The 14960-nt window shown below is 41.5% G+C and carries 8 protein-coding genes; 2 read left to right on the top strand and 6 right to left on the bottom strand.

The window, feature by feature from the left end:
- Positions 1-354 precede the first annotated feature (354 nt).
- Complete coding sequence (locus AC1DUD_RS09465) at positions 355-3984, bottom strand: ABC transporter permease (protein ID WP_477373944.1); 3630 nt, start codon at positions 3982-3984, stop codon at positions 355-357.
- Positions 3985-4830: 846 nt separating this feature from the next.
- On the opposite strand from AC1DUD_RS09465, the gene AC1DUD_RS09470 reads away from it, so the two are divergent.
- Entirely contained in the window at positions 4831-5766 is a 936-nt protein-coding gene (locus AC1DUD_RS09470) for an alpha/beta hydrolase (protein ID WP_477373946.1), read from the top strand.
- 132 nt (positions 5767-5898) lie between these two features.
- Here the strand turns inward: AC1DUD_RS09470 and AC1DUD_RS09475 are convergent, their stop codons facing one another.
- The 3 genes from AC1DUD_RS09475 to AC1DUD_RS09485 form a co-directional block, all read right to left on the bottom strand.
- On the bottom strand, positions 5899-7839 hold the full coding sequence (locus AC1DUD_RS09475) for a DUF3857 domain-containing protein (RefSeq protein WP_477373948.1): 1941 nt from the start codon (positions 7837-7839) through the stop codon (positions 5899-5901).
- Positions 7839-9758, bottom strand: coding sequence for a DUF3857 domain-containing protein (locus AC1DUD_RS09480; protein WP_477373950.1), 1920 nt, complete (start codon positions 9756-9758; stop codon positions 7839-7841). Before AC1DUD_RS09480 ends, AC1DUD_RS09475 begins: the two co-directional genes overlap by 1 nt.
- Positions 9759-10031: 273 nt before the next feature.
- A complete protein-coding gene (locus AC1DUD_RS09485) occupies positions 10032-10175 on the bottom strand; it encodes a hypothetical protein (RefSeq protein WP_477373952.1) in 144 nt (47 codons plus the stop codon).
- A gap of 352 nt (positions 10176-10527) precedes the next feature.
- Between AC1DUD_RS09485 and AC1DUD_RS09490 the strand changes: the two genes are divergently transcribed.
- On the top strand, positions 10528-12966 hold the full coding sequence (locus AC1DUD_RS09490) for an outer membrane beta-barrel protein (protein WP_477373954.1): 2439 nt from the start codon (positions 10528-10530) through the stop codon (positions 12964-12966).
- A 100-nt stretch (positions 12967-13066) separates the two neighbouring features.
- Here the strand turns inward: AC1DUD_RS09490 and AC1DUD_RS09495 are convergent, their stop codons facing one another.
- Positions 13067-13903, bottom strand: coding sequence for a phytoene/squalene synthase family protein (locus AC1DUD_RS09495; RefSeq protein WP_477373956.1), 837 nt, complete (start codon positions 13901-13903; stop codon positions 13067-13069).
- Positions 13900-14808, bottom strand: a complete 909-nt coding sequence (locus tag AC1DUD_RS09500) for a MerR family transcriptional regulator (RefSeq protein WP_477373958.1) — start codon at positions 14806-14808, stop codon at positions 13900-13902. The genes AC1DUD_RS09495 and AC1DUD_RS09500 overlap by 4 nt, the downstream gene beginning before the upstream one ends.
- Positions 14809-14960 lie beyond the last annotated feature (152 nt).

The following is a 14960-nucleotide window of genomic DNA, read 5'->3' on the forward strand; positions in this document are numbered from 1 at the left end:
CATCGGACTACGAATAGTCAGCTTATTTACTGGCAGATTTTTATCAAATGTTTAAATGGAAAATGAATACTGGAAATTGACTTGCCTCTACGGCTGCATAATATTCCTCAATTTCCTTGTAGCAATCGGATCATTTATCGAAATCTTCTTTAATATTAATAAAATCCATCATATTATTTGAAGAACGAAAATGTGAATTTATCCAGGAGCTGTCAAAAATATAATACTTTTCAAAAGGATCATGCAGGCGTATGAAATTTACGCCCGAATGATCGACCTCTTTATTTCGGAATCCTTGGTCATTTTCAGCGGAATGCCCAATTCAAGTTCTATATAACTGATATATTTCAATGGCTATTCACTCTTCAAACTCTTCGCCGGGTTAGCCAGTGCTGCTTTGATGGTTTGAAAACCAGAAGTAAATAGTGCGGTCAGTAACAGGCCGCCACCGCTAAGTGCAAAAATCCACCAGCTTATGGTGGTATGTTCGGCGAAGCCCTGCATCCAATTATTCATAGCCCACCAGGCCACGGGGCTTATGATCACGAAAGCCAATATGATCAGACTTGCCATTTCGGCCGAAAGCAGCACCACGATCTGGCTTACTGTTGCACCGAGTACTTTCCGTACGCCTATCTCCTTAGTACGCTGGTTGGTGGTGTAGATAGCCAGGCCAAGCAAACCCAGGCAGCTAATCAGGATGGATAATCCGGTTGCCCATCTCAGCAGTGCGGAAATGTGCTGCTCACTGTCATACAGCCGGGCAATGTTTTCATCAAAAAACCGGTATTCAAAATCATCATCCGGATAAATTTGTTTCCATGCTTTCTCCATTGATGCAAGCGCAGTTTTCCACTCACCGCTATTTACTGTTTGTGGTTTAAGCGCAATATGAAAAGTGCCAGTGAAATTGGGATCGGTACTGGTAAGAATAGCCAAAGGTGCGATGGCTGCATGTATTGATTCCTGGTTAAAATCGCCCACAACACCTATGATCTGCATATCCTTGTTTCCATTAAAGTTACTTATCACTTTGCCTACCGCATCCTGTGGATTAGTAAAACCGATCTGTTTGGCCAGGGTATTATTGATCAGGAATGCCTTTGATGTATCGCCTGACATCAGGTTGCGTCCTGCCAGCAGCTTAATATGATAAACCTTAATATAGTTTTCATCACCGAATTTTGTAGTGATGTTTTCGATCTTGATCTCTTTCTTCCCGTCTTTATAACTGCCTTCGGTTGAATTTGTGTAATCAGAAGTAGCTGCATCAAAGCCCATGCTTACGGCATCGACTTGCGGAATTGCCCTGAGCTTATTGAGAAAGACCTGGTTAAGGCTTTCCTGTTTCTTTTTTACCGGCGAATTAAAAACGAAAACAGCATCTTTTTTTACTGGCGAACTCACGATTAAAATAGCATCTTTCTTGAAGCCCATATCCTTGTGAATGGCAAAATAAATCTGCTTACTCACCAGGATAGTTGCCATGATAAAAAATTGCGCAACGGCAAACTGGGCCACCGTAAGCGATTTCCTTAATACTGCGTTACGTGTTTTGCTATTGCCTTCGTTTACCTGATTTTTAATGGCCGAAACAGGTTTGAAGCCCGAAAGCACCATCGCCGGGTAAAATCCCGAAGCCAGGCTGACAACAATTATCAACGAAACAAGGAATAAGAGAATGTTCGGTTGCAGGATCAAACTTGCATGAATGCCCTGCGGAATAAACGTTGAAAAAAGCTGGAGTACTATTGGTGTAATCGCAACCGAAATAATCACAGAAACCAGTGTTATCAGAAAAGTCTCGCTCAAAAACTGGAATACCAGCTGCTTGCGGCTACTGCCCATTGTTTTGCGGATGCCGATCTCTTTGGCCCGCTGAGCAGATTGCGCAGTAGTGAGATTGACGAAATTGATACAACCCAATAACAACAATAAAAGCGCTATACCGGATAGCTCATAGAGCGTTGTTTTGTCTGCAACCCTACCGCCAACGAAAGTTCCGTAGGTGGTGTTGAAATGGATGTCAGTTAGTGGTTGTAATGCGAACACTTCCGTATTGCCCGGTCGCTGTTGCAGGTTCTTTTTCTCAATGTCGTTCAGCTGTTGCTCAATTCGTGCTGTTGTAACCTGTGGCACTAACTTAACAAAAAGCTGGTATGATGGGCTTACTCCCCCCCAGTTGTGTAAACGCAGTTGCATTTTTAACGCCGGATTTGAAAAAGCGGTAGGGAATGAAATGAAATCATGAAAGCTGAAGTCGGTATTTTGCTTAATGCTTTGCACAATTCCGCTCACGGTGGTTGTTAATGTATCATAAACTACTGTGCGCCCAATCATTTGATCGTATTTTAAGCCGGGGAAATACTTTTCGGCCTGGCCGGATGTAAGTACTACCTGGTAGGGTGCAGTTAGCGCTGACTGAGCAGAACCGGCGAGCCATTTGTACTCAAAAAGCTTGAAATACGTGCTTTCGGCAACAACTACATTATTCTGGGCCTTAAAACGGGACGACGATTTACTGCCATTGGGCACAGTTACGTTTGGTTGTGCTAATGAGAAAATAGGAGTTGTTTCTTGCAGCCCCGTCACCTGGTTTTTAACTGCCCAGGGCAGCGGCCCGCAAACGCCGGGGTTATATCCCGCCTGGCCCCCGAAAGTTAAGTTCGTGACTACCCGGTAAATCCGGTCACCATCCTTATGGAACTTGTCAAAAGTAAGATCGTAATGTACCAAAAGGTAAATAACCAGTGCTGCACTTATGCCTATAGACAGGCCGGCAACATTGATCAACGTAAATAACTTATGTTTCCAAAAGTTGCGGAAAGCGATTTTTAAATAATTCCTGATCATGTAATTGCGGTTAAATTTTCCATGAGACCACTTTGGTGTGGTTTCCTGGTACGAAATTACCGTCGCAAAACGCGGATGGCGTCCTGAATTATAAGATAGGAGCTCTTTTCCCAGGGTTGTTTTATATTCTGCGGGGGTTTTGGCCGTCATTTTTTTAAAAGCGAGGTTAAAAGTGCTTTTCGAGTTGAACCCGGAATCGTACGCAATGCCCAGCAGCGTTATCCCATCGTAAGCCGGATCCTGAATTCTTCTTTTCACCTCTGCCACCCGGTATTCATTAATAAAATCATTGAAGCTTTTTTTGAGCGCCGTATTGATGATCCGCGATAATTCATGGGTAGTCAAGCCAAGCTTTTCCGCAAGTAAGGTTAAACTTAGTTCCGGATCCAGGTAATAGCGGGTTTCTTTTACGATGTTCTTCAGCCAAATACCTTTTTGCTTTAAATCCGCAGGAAGTATTGGTTTTAAATTCGGTGCGGGAGTTGCCAGCACGCCTATTTCCGGCTTTAAATGAGCCCTTACAGCCAGCCATATCATCCCTGACGCTAAAAGCAGATATAAGATGCAGTAAGCCTGCAAATCGAACCTGTTATGATAGCCAAAATAGCCCGCAACGGTAAAGGTTATACACAATAAGCATAACAGGCCCAAAGCCAGCAATAAACTATGCAGCCATTTCAATTCGTTGCGGTACCGGTCGCCACCGATAAATTTTAGCCGCCTGTAAAAGCGTTCTATCAATCTGTGCGAGCAATACAAATAAATGAAAAGCGAAATAAACGTAAGAAGTGGTAATACCGGATTCAATACAGAAGCTTGTTCCGACAATACCGGGATAAAATGCAGTAAGTCTTTCCAGCCAAATTTATATTCCGGGAGCGTCAGTTTTAATACGTAAAGATAGATCAGTGGCCCAAGTGCCATTGAAAATTGCAGCTGCAGCCAGATATCAATATTTGCGATATGCACCATCCACAAAACCATCACAGCAAGGGACAGGGCAAGAAATTTGTTTGCTGCCTGGTTGATGTTTCGTGTAAACCATAATAACAGGGCAAAAGTGAGCCCAATGAATATTGTTCCGATAAAGAATAAATCAAGCAGGCTAATATGGGAAATATGTAACTTCAAGTAAAAGGTAATTCAATTCACGTTCCAAAACTTTAACTTGCTAATATAAAGTAAAATGCATCTTATTTAAATTAATTAATGTAACGATAGCGGACATTGGACAGTACGGTTTTGAATTGCGTATCGCTAAAGGACATTTACTTGATCACCTTCAACTACACCCTTTTGGATAAAGTATTTTCAAGATAGTTACTTAGATTAATTACATCCATCGACGGCATTTCTGTCAAATTCCGTGAGCATTATCTCCGGTTCAATTAAAAACGGGTTAGATATTTCAAATCGGCCTTAATCATCAAATATAGTGGCTAAACGTTTCAGGTCATCTAAGAATTGGTTCGTGGGGCCTACGGCTTTGAGTACATCTGACGGATGTAGAAGGCTGTAAGTTAATAACTTACAGCCTTTCTTTTTTTATGCATATTATTTAACATACACTCTTTTTTAAGCATAAGGATTAATCACGGTTGCTGTGGCAATGGAGGGAAGGGTGTTTTATCGTTATTGCAGAGGTGAACAGTTCATTATGCAGTGAATCTGTCCGGGCTGAATTTGTCAGCCAGGACAAAAATATTTTCCGACCTTTTGCAACTTAGCGCAAGGCAACGCAGAAACGTTTTTTTTAAAACTTACGATAGTCACCCACCATTGAATTAAGATTCGGCGGTTAATTTGATCATTAAATACCCGTGCTCGCGTCGCGACAGTTTCGTGTATTTTATATCCGAAATATAGTTTATAGCCTTAAATGATATAAACAGAAAATATTGTTATATAATTACATGTTTTGCTTGGCTGAATCTTCATATCGCCAGTTTAAAAGTCGACGATATCAATCATATAATCATGACTACTACAACTAAGTTGTTGCTCAGAATTATGTTTTTATTTATGGCTGTAGTAGCCTTACAAAACGCCCAGGCTCAATCGGCATACAAACAATTAGTAATTCCATTATGGAACAAAAGTATACCCGATGGCCCAGGTCCTACAGGAAAAGAAAAAATAACGGATAGGGGCTCAATTACTAAAATCTCTGAGCCAAGGTTAATTGCACACCTTCCAGCGCATCCAGGCGGAACAGCAATACTGGTCATAAGTGGCGGCGGTTATGCGCATCTCGAACAAGGGAAAGAAAGTGGTCCGGCGGCCCAATGGTTGGCGTCAAAAGGTATCGTTGCTTTTGAGCTCATTTATCGTCTTCCGGATGAAGGTTGGGCAACGCCTGACGTTCCATTTGAAGACGGGCAACGTGCAATGCGTGTTATGCGCAGCCAGGCGCGGCGTTTTGGGTTCAATGAACACAAATTAGGCATTATGGGTTTTTCTGCAGGTGGTCACTTAGCAGCGATGATCGAAACAGAGCCTGACAAACGGTTGTATACATCGACAGATGATATTGACCTCTTGGATGCACGTCCGGATTTTGTGGCGCTTCTTTATCCTGTAATTACCATGCTGCCTCCCTATGATAAAACACATTCCAGAGAAGAACTATTGGCAGGCAACACCGACGAAAGAAAAGCAAAAGATTATTCACCGGAATTGCATGTTCATGATAACACCCCACCAACCTTTCTGGCCCAGGCAATGGATGATCCTATATCGCCTGTTGAAAATAGTAAAATGATGTATGCAGCCCTTCAAAGACATAACGTTTTGTCAGAATTACATCTATTCCCAACAGGAGGACATGGGTGGGGTATGGGCGCGAAAGGATCACCTGTACATAAATGGCCGAAACTCTTTGAAACTTGGGCGAGGGCTAATGGATTCTGGTAAAATATCCCTGCTCTTTTGGAGAACGCTAATCATCTTGATTAAGTTCGAAAATAAAGTTTCTTGTTTTTTTAACTGCTGGCCAATTAAATAAGGAGTACTAACGACTAATTAAACCGACAAGTAAGAGTTAGTTTATTGCTTGTGTTTTACAACTAATTTTCGCCGTTCTTCTTGTCCTACTTCGTCAAAGAAGTGCTGCATTTCAGCGTAGTTTTCTGGCGGTATCACTGCGTTATTGATGTTAAATTTAGCAATACTGACCACTTTATTTGAGGATTGATTATAAACATAGCTAATTTCAAAACTTCCGAACGCAAATTTTAAACTTGCATTTGGCGGCAAAGTTTCTATTTCAAAACCTCGTGGAAGATCGATAGTGGTAGTGCATGACTTTGCCATTGGATATTCAAAATGAAAATCGGTTTTCCTTTTCGCATCAGGTGTAAAAATATAAGTGGAAAGATCGAATGCAAATGGTCGAAAAAAAAGCTTGTCATCCGAAACGATATCACAGAACTTATCGAAAGTTATATCCAAATCAGTTTCATTAATAGAATTATCCAAATCACTATGTGTAATATTTAATTCAGAAAATTGGCGCATGTGCAGCAAGCGGGTGTAAACTTGCTTTTGCTGATCTATACTTAAGGCGTTGTAAGCAAGATAATGCGACCGGTAAGCACCAGTCGTGGCTATTTTGATACTTGTCTTAGCACTTCCGTCGGTATTTATTTTAATGTTAACCTCACTATTAAACTGATTATCAGCTGTGGTGCTTCCAGGCGTATTAACCAACCTGCCACCATCGTGATCGATTAGTAATGCTTTACGGTTTTCAGTAAATGCCCCAAGCTTTCCATAGGCTTGCTTTTGACTGGTGCATTCAAGCCATGTAGTGTCATTTTTGAAAGGAAGACAAAGTATAACATGGTTAAATCGATTGGCCGGAAAACCAGGTTCAACCTGCTGCGCTTTATCACCAGCGCCTACAATAACATAATTGGCGTCGATATTTACTGCTTTTAATAAAGCCCGCATGTAATTGGATAATGCTTTACAATCACCGTATTTTTTTTCATCTACAAATGTTGCAGGATATGATCTGTAACCACCAATACCTAAATCGATGTCGACATAGCGAACATTCTGCTGTAGGTAATGATATAAGAAACGCGCTTTTCCCTGCGCTGTCTTAATAGAGTCTGTCATTTTTTTGATTTCAGCAACACGTTTTGGGGTTAGTGTACAAACGTCATTATTCAGTGATTGAAACCATTTACCAAAGCTTTGCCAGTTGTTAAAATCGCCCTGATAGCCGTAACAATTAAAATTATTCACAGCCATTTCAATATCGGGCAGGGTTTTCCATGGCAAAACATTTGATGTGTTTTTCAATACAGGAAGATTTCTAAATTCCCATGTGTATTCATCCAGGCCTTTCACAGACCGCTTAACTGGTTTGCTGTCACTATTCAATACTTTGTACCTAAATCCAATTGATGGATCGGCAATCACTTTAATAACTGTATATTGGATGGCCTGCCCCATGAGTTGGGGATACCATTGGCCTAAATCAATAAAACTATTCCTGTCTTCTTCATATTTTTTTTCAATTGTTACGGGGTAAGCCGCCGCCGTATGCCTAAGGGATAAAAATCGTTCATCGGTTACCAGCATCTCACTATTCGCGGCAGATCCGTCATACATATCGCTCTTTCGGTATTTTTTTATTGACTCCCCTTTATCATTAAACACATTCATTTCGATACCGCTGTAGGTGTCAAAATTTTTGTTGTAGCCCATATATAGCCCGGCCAGGTCCTGAGCTTTGTCATTCAGCAATGTTGTAATAGTATGCAATTTAATAGTAGCTTTTCCAGGACCTTTTACGTTGATAATAATCTCCGAATAGCGAACCACGCTGCTCGCATGTTTTTTTAAAGAATCAGGAATACCGGCTACCCGGTAAGCATCTTTTGGGATATCATTGCTTTGACAAAACGATTTAAGTTTTACTGCAATTAAAATTTCAACAGTCAGCATGAATACTTTTGGCGTAGTTTTCATTAGCATTAGGACTTTTTGAGTACGATTTGTTCATTCAACATTTCGTACATTTTTTTGAAAAATTCATGTATTTCGGGGTAATTATCTTTAGAATACCACGATTTTTTAAAATCTACTATATAACTTACCGTGATGTTGCCATCCCGTTCGGCGATTCGGCGCTTGAACGATATACCTTTATCAGGCATAATTAAACTGGCATCTTTGGGTAAAACGTCGGCTTTATAGCCGGAAGGGACAGTAAAAATACCCGTGGTAACGTAATTGTTGCGGTACTCAAAATCAATATCTGTTAACCGTTTTTCACTTAACAAAGGGTTATTTTTTAAACGGTTAAAGAGATTGGGCGTGAAATAAATATAGCTTTCGTCGCTTGCAGCAAGCATAAGCGTAAAATCAACATGTTGTTTTAATGGCAGCGTGTCCACATCCGTATTTTCCAGTTTCAGTCCGGTAATCTTAAGATTGTTATCTTTGTCCCTTAGGTAATTAACATATTTCTTTTCGCCATCGGCTTTGTACCGTTCTAATGCACTTATACGACGGTAGCTATAGCTGTTTATTTCAGCACTCCCATTCATCTTTCCATCGGGCAGAATGTTAGCTGTGATATTCACTGTCTGTAAAACCGGCTCACTTTTCTCCAAAAAAACCAGATCATAGTTTTTTTCAGCTTCAGGTTGTATGCATAAACCAAAATTGCTTAGTAAGCTAACCGGAATCTCGTTATATGTATAATATTTATTACAGGCATCAAGGACAAAGTAGGTGGTGCTATCCACAGGAATGTAGGATACCACTTTGTTGAACTGGCTCTTATTTGGATAATTAGGATAAACTTTGCCATTGTTATGGGTGCTCACCAACATCGGGAAAACATTAAGACCGGATTTCTTAAGCAAATGATATAAGATCAGATTTATTTCGGCCGAATTGCCTGTTTTTTTATCCCAGGCATCAACTACGCCCGCAGTGGTGTACCAAACAGTTGAATTATTCCATTTCATCTGCTTTTGTACTTCTTCAAAAATATAAGCTATTTTATCCCTGTCGGCCTTCAGCAACTTTGCTTTAGTAATAATATCTGCCTCGCCCGTAAGTTTTCTGTTCAATTGGCCGCCAAAATCATCGTAACTCAGCAGGTCGTCAGTTATCTTCTGCCAGGTGTCGGCGTAAGATTTGTAAACGCCGCTGCCATTAATGTTCGTTAGCTGATAAGCAATATGATCCAGATTATCCTTTGGAGCACCCGTAAATGGCTCCGGCTTAAGAGAAGGAACGTTTGCCAGTGCTTTGATCTGATCAGTGCTTTTGGCAAAAGGTTGATTAACTATTGCCAAGCTTTTATAGGACAAGATGCTGGGTATCTCTGTGCTAATTTCACTATATCGCGTTGGTATTGTAGTTTGAAAATACCAGTCAGGAATATTAAATGACGAAGCTGTTTCCTTGTAGCAATACTCTATTATTGATCCCGCCTTTACGTTAGGAAAGGAAAAAACAATCTCTGAAAGGGATTTATTTATTTTTTGATTGAATATCTGTTGTTTATCGACCTTGCTAAATTCTACAGCGCCCCCAATTAGGTTAATCGTTTCCGCCTGAATATCCGAAATGGATTCCGGATGGTTACCGGTAAAATATCTTAACTTGACATTAGTAGCATTTTTTGCGTCATCATTAAAGATCTTGATACGGATATGCCGGTTGATCTCGCGCTCGTAACGGTAATTAAACGAAACTTCGCATTTGTCAAAAAGTATTTCTGCATTAGCGTCTTTTTCAAAGTCACATGATGTCATCGCTAAATCTGCTTTGTCAATTACACCAAACAATTGTGCGGACGATGACAAGCTTTGGCTAACCTGACCCTGTACAGGCCGCATAGAAATTGCTAAGATGATAACCGTCAGTAATACTTTCATAATATAATTTATAACGCTAAATTATATCAAAATAAAATGAAGGAAATAGATTTATTTGCAAGGTAATAAGGAAGTTACATGAAATAAATCTTAAATAAATCCTTATAATTCATAAATTCTTCATAAAATATATTTATATAATAGGATTGTTTTTAATTGGTATTTATTTTCAAATGGAGTTTTTATCTGAGGTTAATAATGTTCCGTGTAAATATGCGGTTACCGGTAAGTTTTCATAAAATACGGCGGGATAAGCTTGCTTCACTATACTTGTCACTTCTCCTTTAAATTCTTCATTTCGCCGTATTCAAGTAATAATTTTCCTGGGTAATCATGGTTTAGCCCGTCCGACAGATCATTTACTGACATATCACTCTCTTCAAGGTCGGTAAAAAATGTATTTCGTCGCAAAAGCATTTTATACACTATAAAAGTAGCTGTACCCTGCAAGCTCTATTCACCGGCGTTTTCCTTGACCGGTTCAAAAATAGCATGGCGGTCACTTTCTTGGGAGCCTGCGGATTTTTGAGTTCTTAAATAAATGTGAGTAGGGGACTCCAATTACCATGCGTGCCTTTAAGTCGTAAGTATAAAGTTGATAATTAGATAATACTACAGGTATGGAATTTTTATTTCAAATAAGTGTAACAAATTCACTGTGGCTGTTGTCATACCGGCATAGTACTATGCATAACATGGTATTATAGCAATCGCAATAGTAATTGTGGTGGCTCGAAAATTTTTAAAACATTTCACCTATCACATCAACATGAAGCTAAAATTTTTACTCATCATCCTATGTTTATTTGTTAGCGTCCAGGTATTCGGGCAGGCAGGGCAGACATTATTCGCATTAAACGGTATTGCAACCGATTCGATGTCGAAACAACCGCTTGGTTATATAACCGTACATCTGCGCAACCAAGCAAAGGAGTTGGTGCAAACAGCCGTGACCAAAACAGACGGGACATTTACGTTTAAAAAGCTGTCATCAGGAAAATACCTGCTTTCGATGATAAGTGTTGGTTTTAACCCGAAAACGCTCCCTATCGATTTGACAGACAATAAGAAACCTTCTTTAAATCTGGGCAGCATTGCCATCAGCTTGCAAACTACACAACTTAAAACGGTGGCTATCATAGCCGATAAACCCATCATTAGACAGGAGGTTGATAAACTTATATACGACCTAAAATCTGACCCAGACAGCAAAAGCAATAATGTGCTGGAGATGATGCGCAAAGTGCCTTTGTTGAGCGTAGATGGCGACGATAATATCCTGCTAAAGGGGAATAGCAGCTTCAGGATATTTGTTAATGGCAAGCCATCGAGCATGATGGAGCGCGACCCCAAGAATATCCTCAAAAGCATGCCTGCGTCCACCATTCAAAGCATTGAGGTAATTAGCAACCCTTCGTCTAAATATGATGCTGAGGGAATGGCGGGTATCATCAATATTGTAACGAATAAAAAAGTGAATAACGGGTATAATGGTACACTGAATGTCAGCCATGTATTTCCAGTGGGAGGCCCAAGGTTCGGTGGATCGTTTTCGTCTAAACAAGGCAAGTTGGAGCTATCCGGCTATTTTGGCGCTAATGTTTCAAATTCGCCCGAGGTGCTCAGCTCCATTAAAAGGTTTAGTACCGGAAGCAACCCTACCAGCCTCAACCAGCATAACTCTGCAGAATGGGATGGCAAAAATGGTTATGCGGAAATCGGGATCAGCTACGAAATAGACAGCCTCAACCTTATCTCGGGGCAATTTAATATTAACGGAAATAATCAGGACGGCATTAACACGCAAAATTCCGTTTTGAAAGAGACAGGCAACAAGGCTCAGCAATATGACCTGTACAATAACAATACGGCAGGCGGCAGGGGGAGCAATGTGGCCTTAAATTACCAGCTGGGTTTTAAAAGCAGTAAGCAGAAGCTGCTCACCTTTTCGTACCAGTATTACACATTCAACAACACTCAGAATGCCGCGCTAACAGCATCAAACCGTGTGGACTATACCACGCCCGATTACTTGCAACACAACGAAGGCGAATCTTCGGAACAGACTTTCCAGTTAGATTATGTACACCCTGTAAAGAAACTGACTATTGAAATGGGGGTAAAAGCAATTATGCGTAATAACAACAGCGATTTTCAGTACCTTGGATATAATGCGACAACGGGTAATTTTGAGGCCGACCCATCGCGAAGCAATAAATTTGATAATAAACAAGATGTACTGGGCGCATACAACAGCTACAGCTACACCCTGCAAAACTGGAGCTTTAAAGCAGGCGCCAGAATAGAGAAGACACTGATCGATGCTGATTTTATCTCTACCACATCGCAGCTGAGTAAAAACTTCTTTAACATAGTGCCTTCGATAAGTATTAATAAGCGGTTTAAAAATTCCAGTACAGTAAATCTTGGGTTTTCGCAAAGAATCCAGCGCCCGGGTATCTACCAGCTAAACCCTTTTGTGGACCGCTCGAACCCGAACTTCGAATCGTCCGGGAACCCTAACCTCAGGCCCGCGGTATCCAATAGTATCCAGTTAAGTTATAGCAGAACTCAAAAGGCGTCGTTGAACCTAATGCTTGGCTATAATTATTTTAATGACCTGATTATGCCTGTTGTGGTTTTTGACCCGGCCACGGATATTACCCGCAGCAGTTTTGATAACACCGGCAAGGCCCGTCTGTTTACCTTCAACGGCAATATCAATTACCCCATCACCAAAAAATGGAGCTCGTCGTTTAACGGAAGAATTGCGCATGGCCGTGTGCAGGGCATAGTGAATGGTCAGCTGGTAAAGAACCAGGGCTTTATGTATGGTGCATCGCTAAACAGTGGTTATAATTTTGAGAAGGGCTGGCGCGTTAGCACCAATGTATTTTTGAATGGCCCTAACCTTTCTATCCAGGGAACTTCAAATCCTTATGCCAGTGTATCATTCACTGTTAATAAAGATGTGGTGAAAGATAAACTTTCGTTCTCTGCCACGGTGAATAATCCGTTCAGCAAATACAGGGATAACATCAGGAATTCATTCGGGCCCGATTTTACGCAAACAAATATTAACCGCGTCTACTTCAGAGGCTTTACCACCAGCCTGAATTACCGCTTCGGCAAGCTGAAAGAAGCGGTAAAGAAAAGCAAAAAGGGTATTAGCAATGACGATGTTCAGGGAGCGCCTTCAGGGAACTGAAAGCATTCCGGTTAATTTTGACGGAGACACCGAAATAAGCGAAAATAATTTTCTGGTTGATTCTGCCGGTATATCTAACGAAAGTATATAAACAATTTTATTAAATCCAGTTAAGGCGATGTTTAAGGATAGTACCTAATAGCAGCAAAAGTTTGCGACCGTTAGAAATCCTGAAGCGTTTGGAAAAAACGGTGCTGGCGCCAGCCTGCCTGATCTTACTGAATAAATTACGGTAATACCGGTAAGCCAGGAATACACCGCGCCTTGAAGATCTTGGCAGGTCCCGAATCCCTTTTAGCGCTTCTTCAAAGTCTGCTTCGATATCCTGTTCGATCTTTTTCTTATCCTTTTCCGTAAAATTAGCCAGGTCTACCCCCGGAAAGTAGGACCTGTTCAACTGCTGGTAATCCGCCCCAATATCCCGCAGGAAATTGATCTTCTGAAAGGCCGCTCCCAGTTTCATCGCCCGTGGCTTCAGTTGCTCAAAAGCCTGCCGGTCACCACCTGTAAATACGTGTAGGCACATCAGCCCTACCACTTCTGCCGAACCCAGGATGTAAGCTTCATATTTTTCCTTATCGTAAGTTTGCCTTTCAAGGTCCATTTCCATACTATCGAGGAACTGGCGGATAAGCTGGTGATCGATCTGGTAATCGCTAACCGTTTGCTGGAAAGCATTGAGGATGGGGTTCAGGCTGATCTTGTTGCTGATGGCCTGGAAGCAATCCTTACTAAACTCCTCCAGCAACTGATGTTTGTTGTAATCATGAAAGCTGTCCACAATCTCATCGGCCAGGCGTACAAAGCCATAAATCGCATAGATCGGGCCATGCAGTTGTTTATCCAGGAACCGAATCCCCAAAGCGAAACTGGTGCTGTACCTGCGGGTGGTCAGTTTGCTGCACTCCGCTGAAAGTAGGTCAAATTTCTTTTTCATGGTTTCGACATTTCAGGTAGTCCGGCGATGAGCTGTTCGAAATCCTGCAAAGTGCGCATCCATCTAACGCCCTGAGGATAATCAATGCTGCCCAACACCTTCGTATTACCCGACAGCAGGATCTTCGCAGCCGGAAATTGAGTGGATAAAAGCGTTATGTAAGCTTGGGCATCGGCTACCGGCCGGGCACGAGTCATAAAAAAAAGCAAGTTTTCGGGACCTGTAGCATCCGCGGTGTTCGCAAGGGCGAACACCGGTAATTTGGGGCCCAAATAGATTACTTTTTGCCCCGCCGAACGTAGCAGGTAACTGGCCAGCAGCAGGCCAATGTCATGGTCTTCATCCTCCGGCAAAAAGAGTAGCCAGCTTGAGCCCGACGCTTCAACCGGCGGATTTAAAGCATCGATCGCGGCAAGCAGCTTTTGCCTGATGATCGCTGAAAGGAAATGTTCCTGGGAAGGACAAAGCGATTCATTAAGCCACATTAGCCCCATACGCACCAGGATGGGGTAGATCACATACTTGTAAGTACCGGGCACCCCGTTCATTTGGAAAGAGGCGGATATCAGTTCATTGACCCGGGTTTCATTATATGCCAGGCCGTGGTTGACGATCTGTACGATGAAATATTCAAAGCGGTGCTCCTCCGGTAAAGTAAGTTCGATCTGATCCTGTAAAAGAGCAGACATATTATCCCTATCCAGCGCGCAAGCACGTGATATTTTATGGCCTGCATGATACAGGCCCGCAATGCACAACAAGCGTTTTAGCTGCTCATCGTCATAATAGCGCGTATTGCCGACCGTACGGGAAGGCTTCAATGCTCCATAACGACGCTCCCATATCCTGATATTGTGAACAGAGATCCCGGAAAGCTGTGCCAGATCGGATATGGAATATTTCATTTTGTCTAAATAATTAACATTTAAATTTAGACAAATAAATCATTTTATTGCAAAATTGTTTTAATCAGGGAAAAAAATATCAGATCGCGAAGTGGCCGCCATTCGTATTCGAAACAATCAGAACGTAGTTGTGCTTACACGAAAATATTGCC

This window comes from Mucilaginibacter sp. P4_A11 (assembly GCF_056402535.1).

Excerpts from the sequence above, each read along its gene's own strand:
- AC1DUD_RS09485 (WP_477373952.1), bottom strand. The coding sequence starts at position 10,175 with ATGCTTTTGCGACGAAATACATTTTTTACCGACCTTGAAGAGAGTGAT.
- AC1DUD_RS09475 (WP_477373948.1), bottom strand. The coding sequence starts at position 7,839 with ATGCTAATGAAAACTACGCCAAAAGTATTCATGCTGACTGTTGAAATT.
- AC1DUD_RS09480 (WP_477373950.1), bottom strand. The coding sequence starts at position 9,758 with ATGAAAGTATTACTGACGGTTATCATCTTAGCAATTTCTATGCGGCCT.
- AC1DUD_RS09500 (WP_477373958.1), bottom strand. The coding sequence starts at position 14,808 with ATGAAATATTCCATATCCGATCTGGCACAGCTTTCCGGGATCTCTGTT.
- AC1DUD_RS09470 (WP_477373946.1), top strand. The coding sequence starts at position 4,831 with ATGACTACTACAACTAAGTTGTTGCTCAGAATTATGTTTTTATTTATG.
- AC1DUD_RS09490 (WP_477373954.1), top strand. The coding sequence starts at position 10,528 with ATGAAGCTAAAATTTTTACTCATCATCCTATGTTTATTTGTTAGCGTC.
- AC1DUD_RS09495 (WP_477373956.1), bottom strand. The coding sequence starts at position 13,903 with ATGAAAAAGAAATTTGACCTACTTTCAGCGGAGTGCAGCAAACTGACC.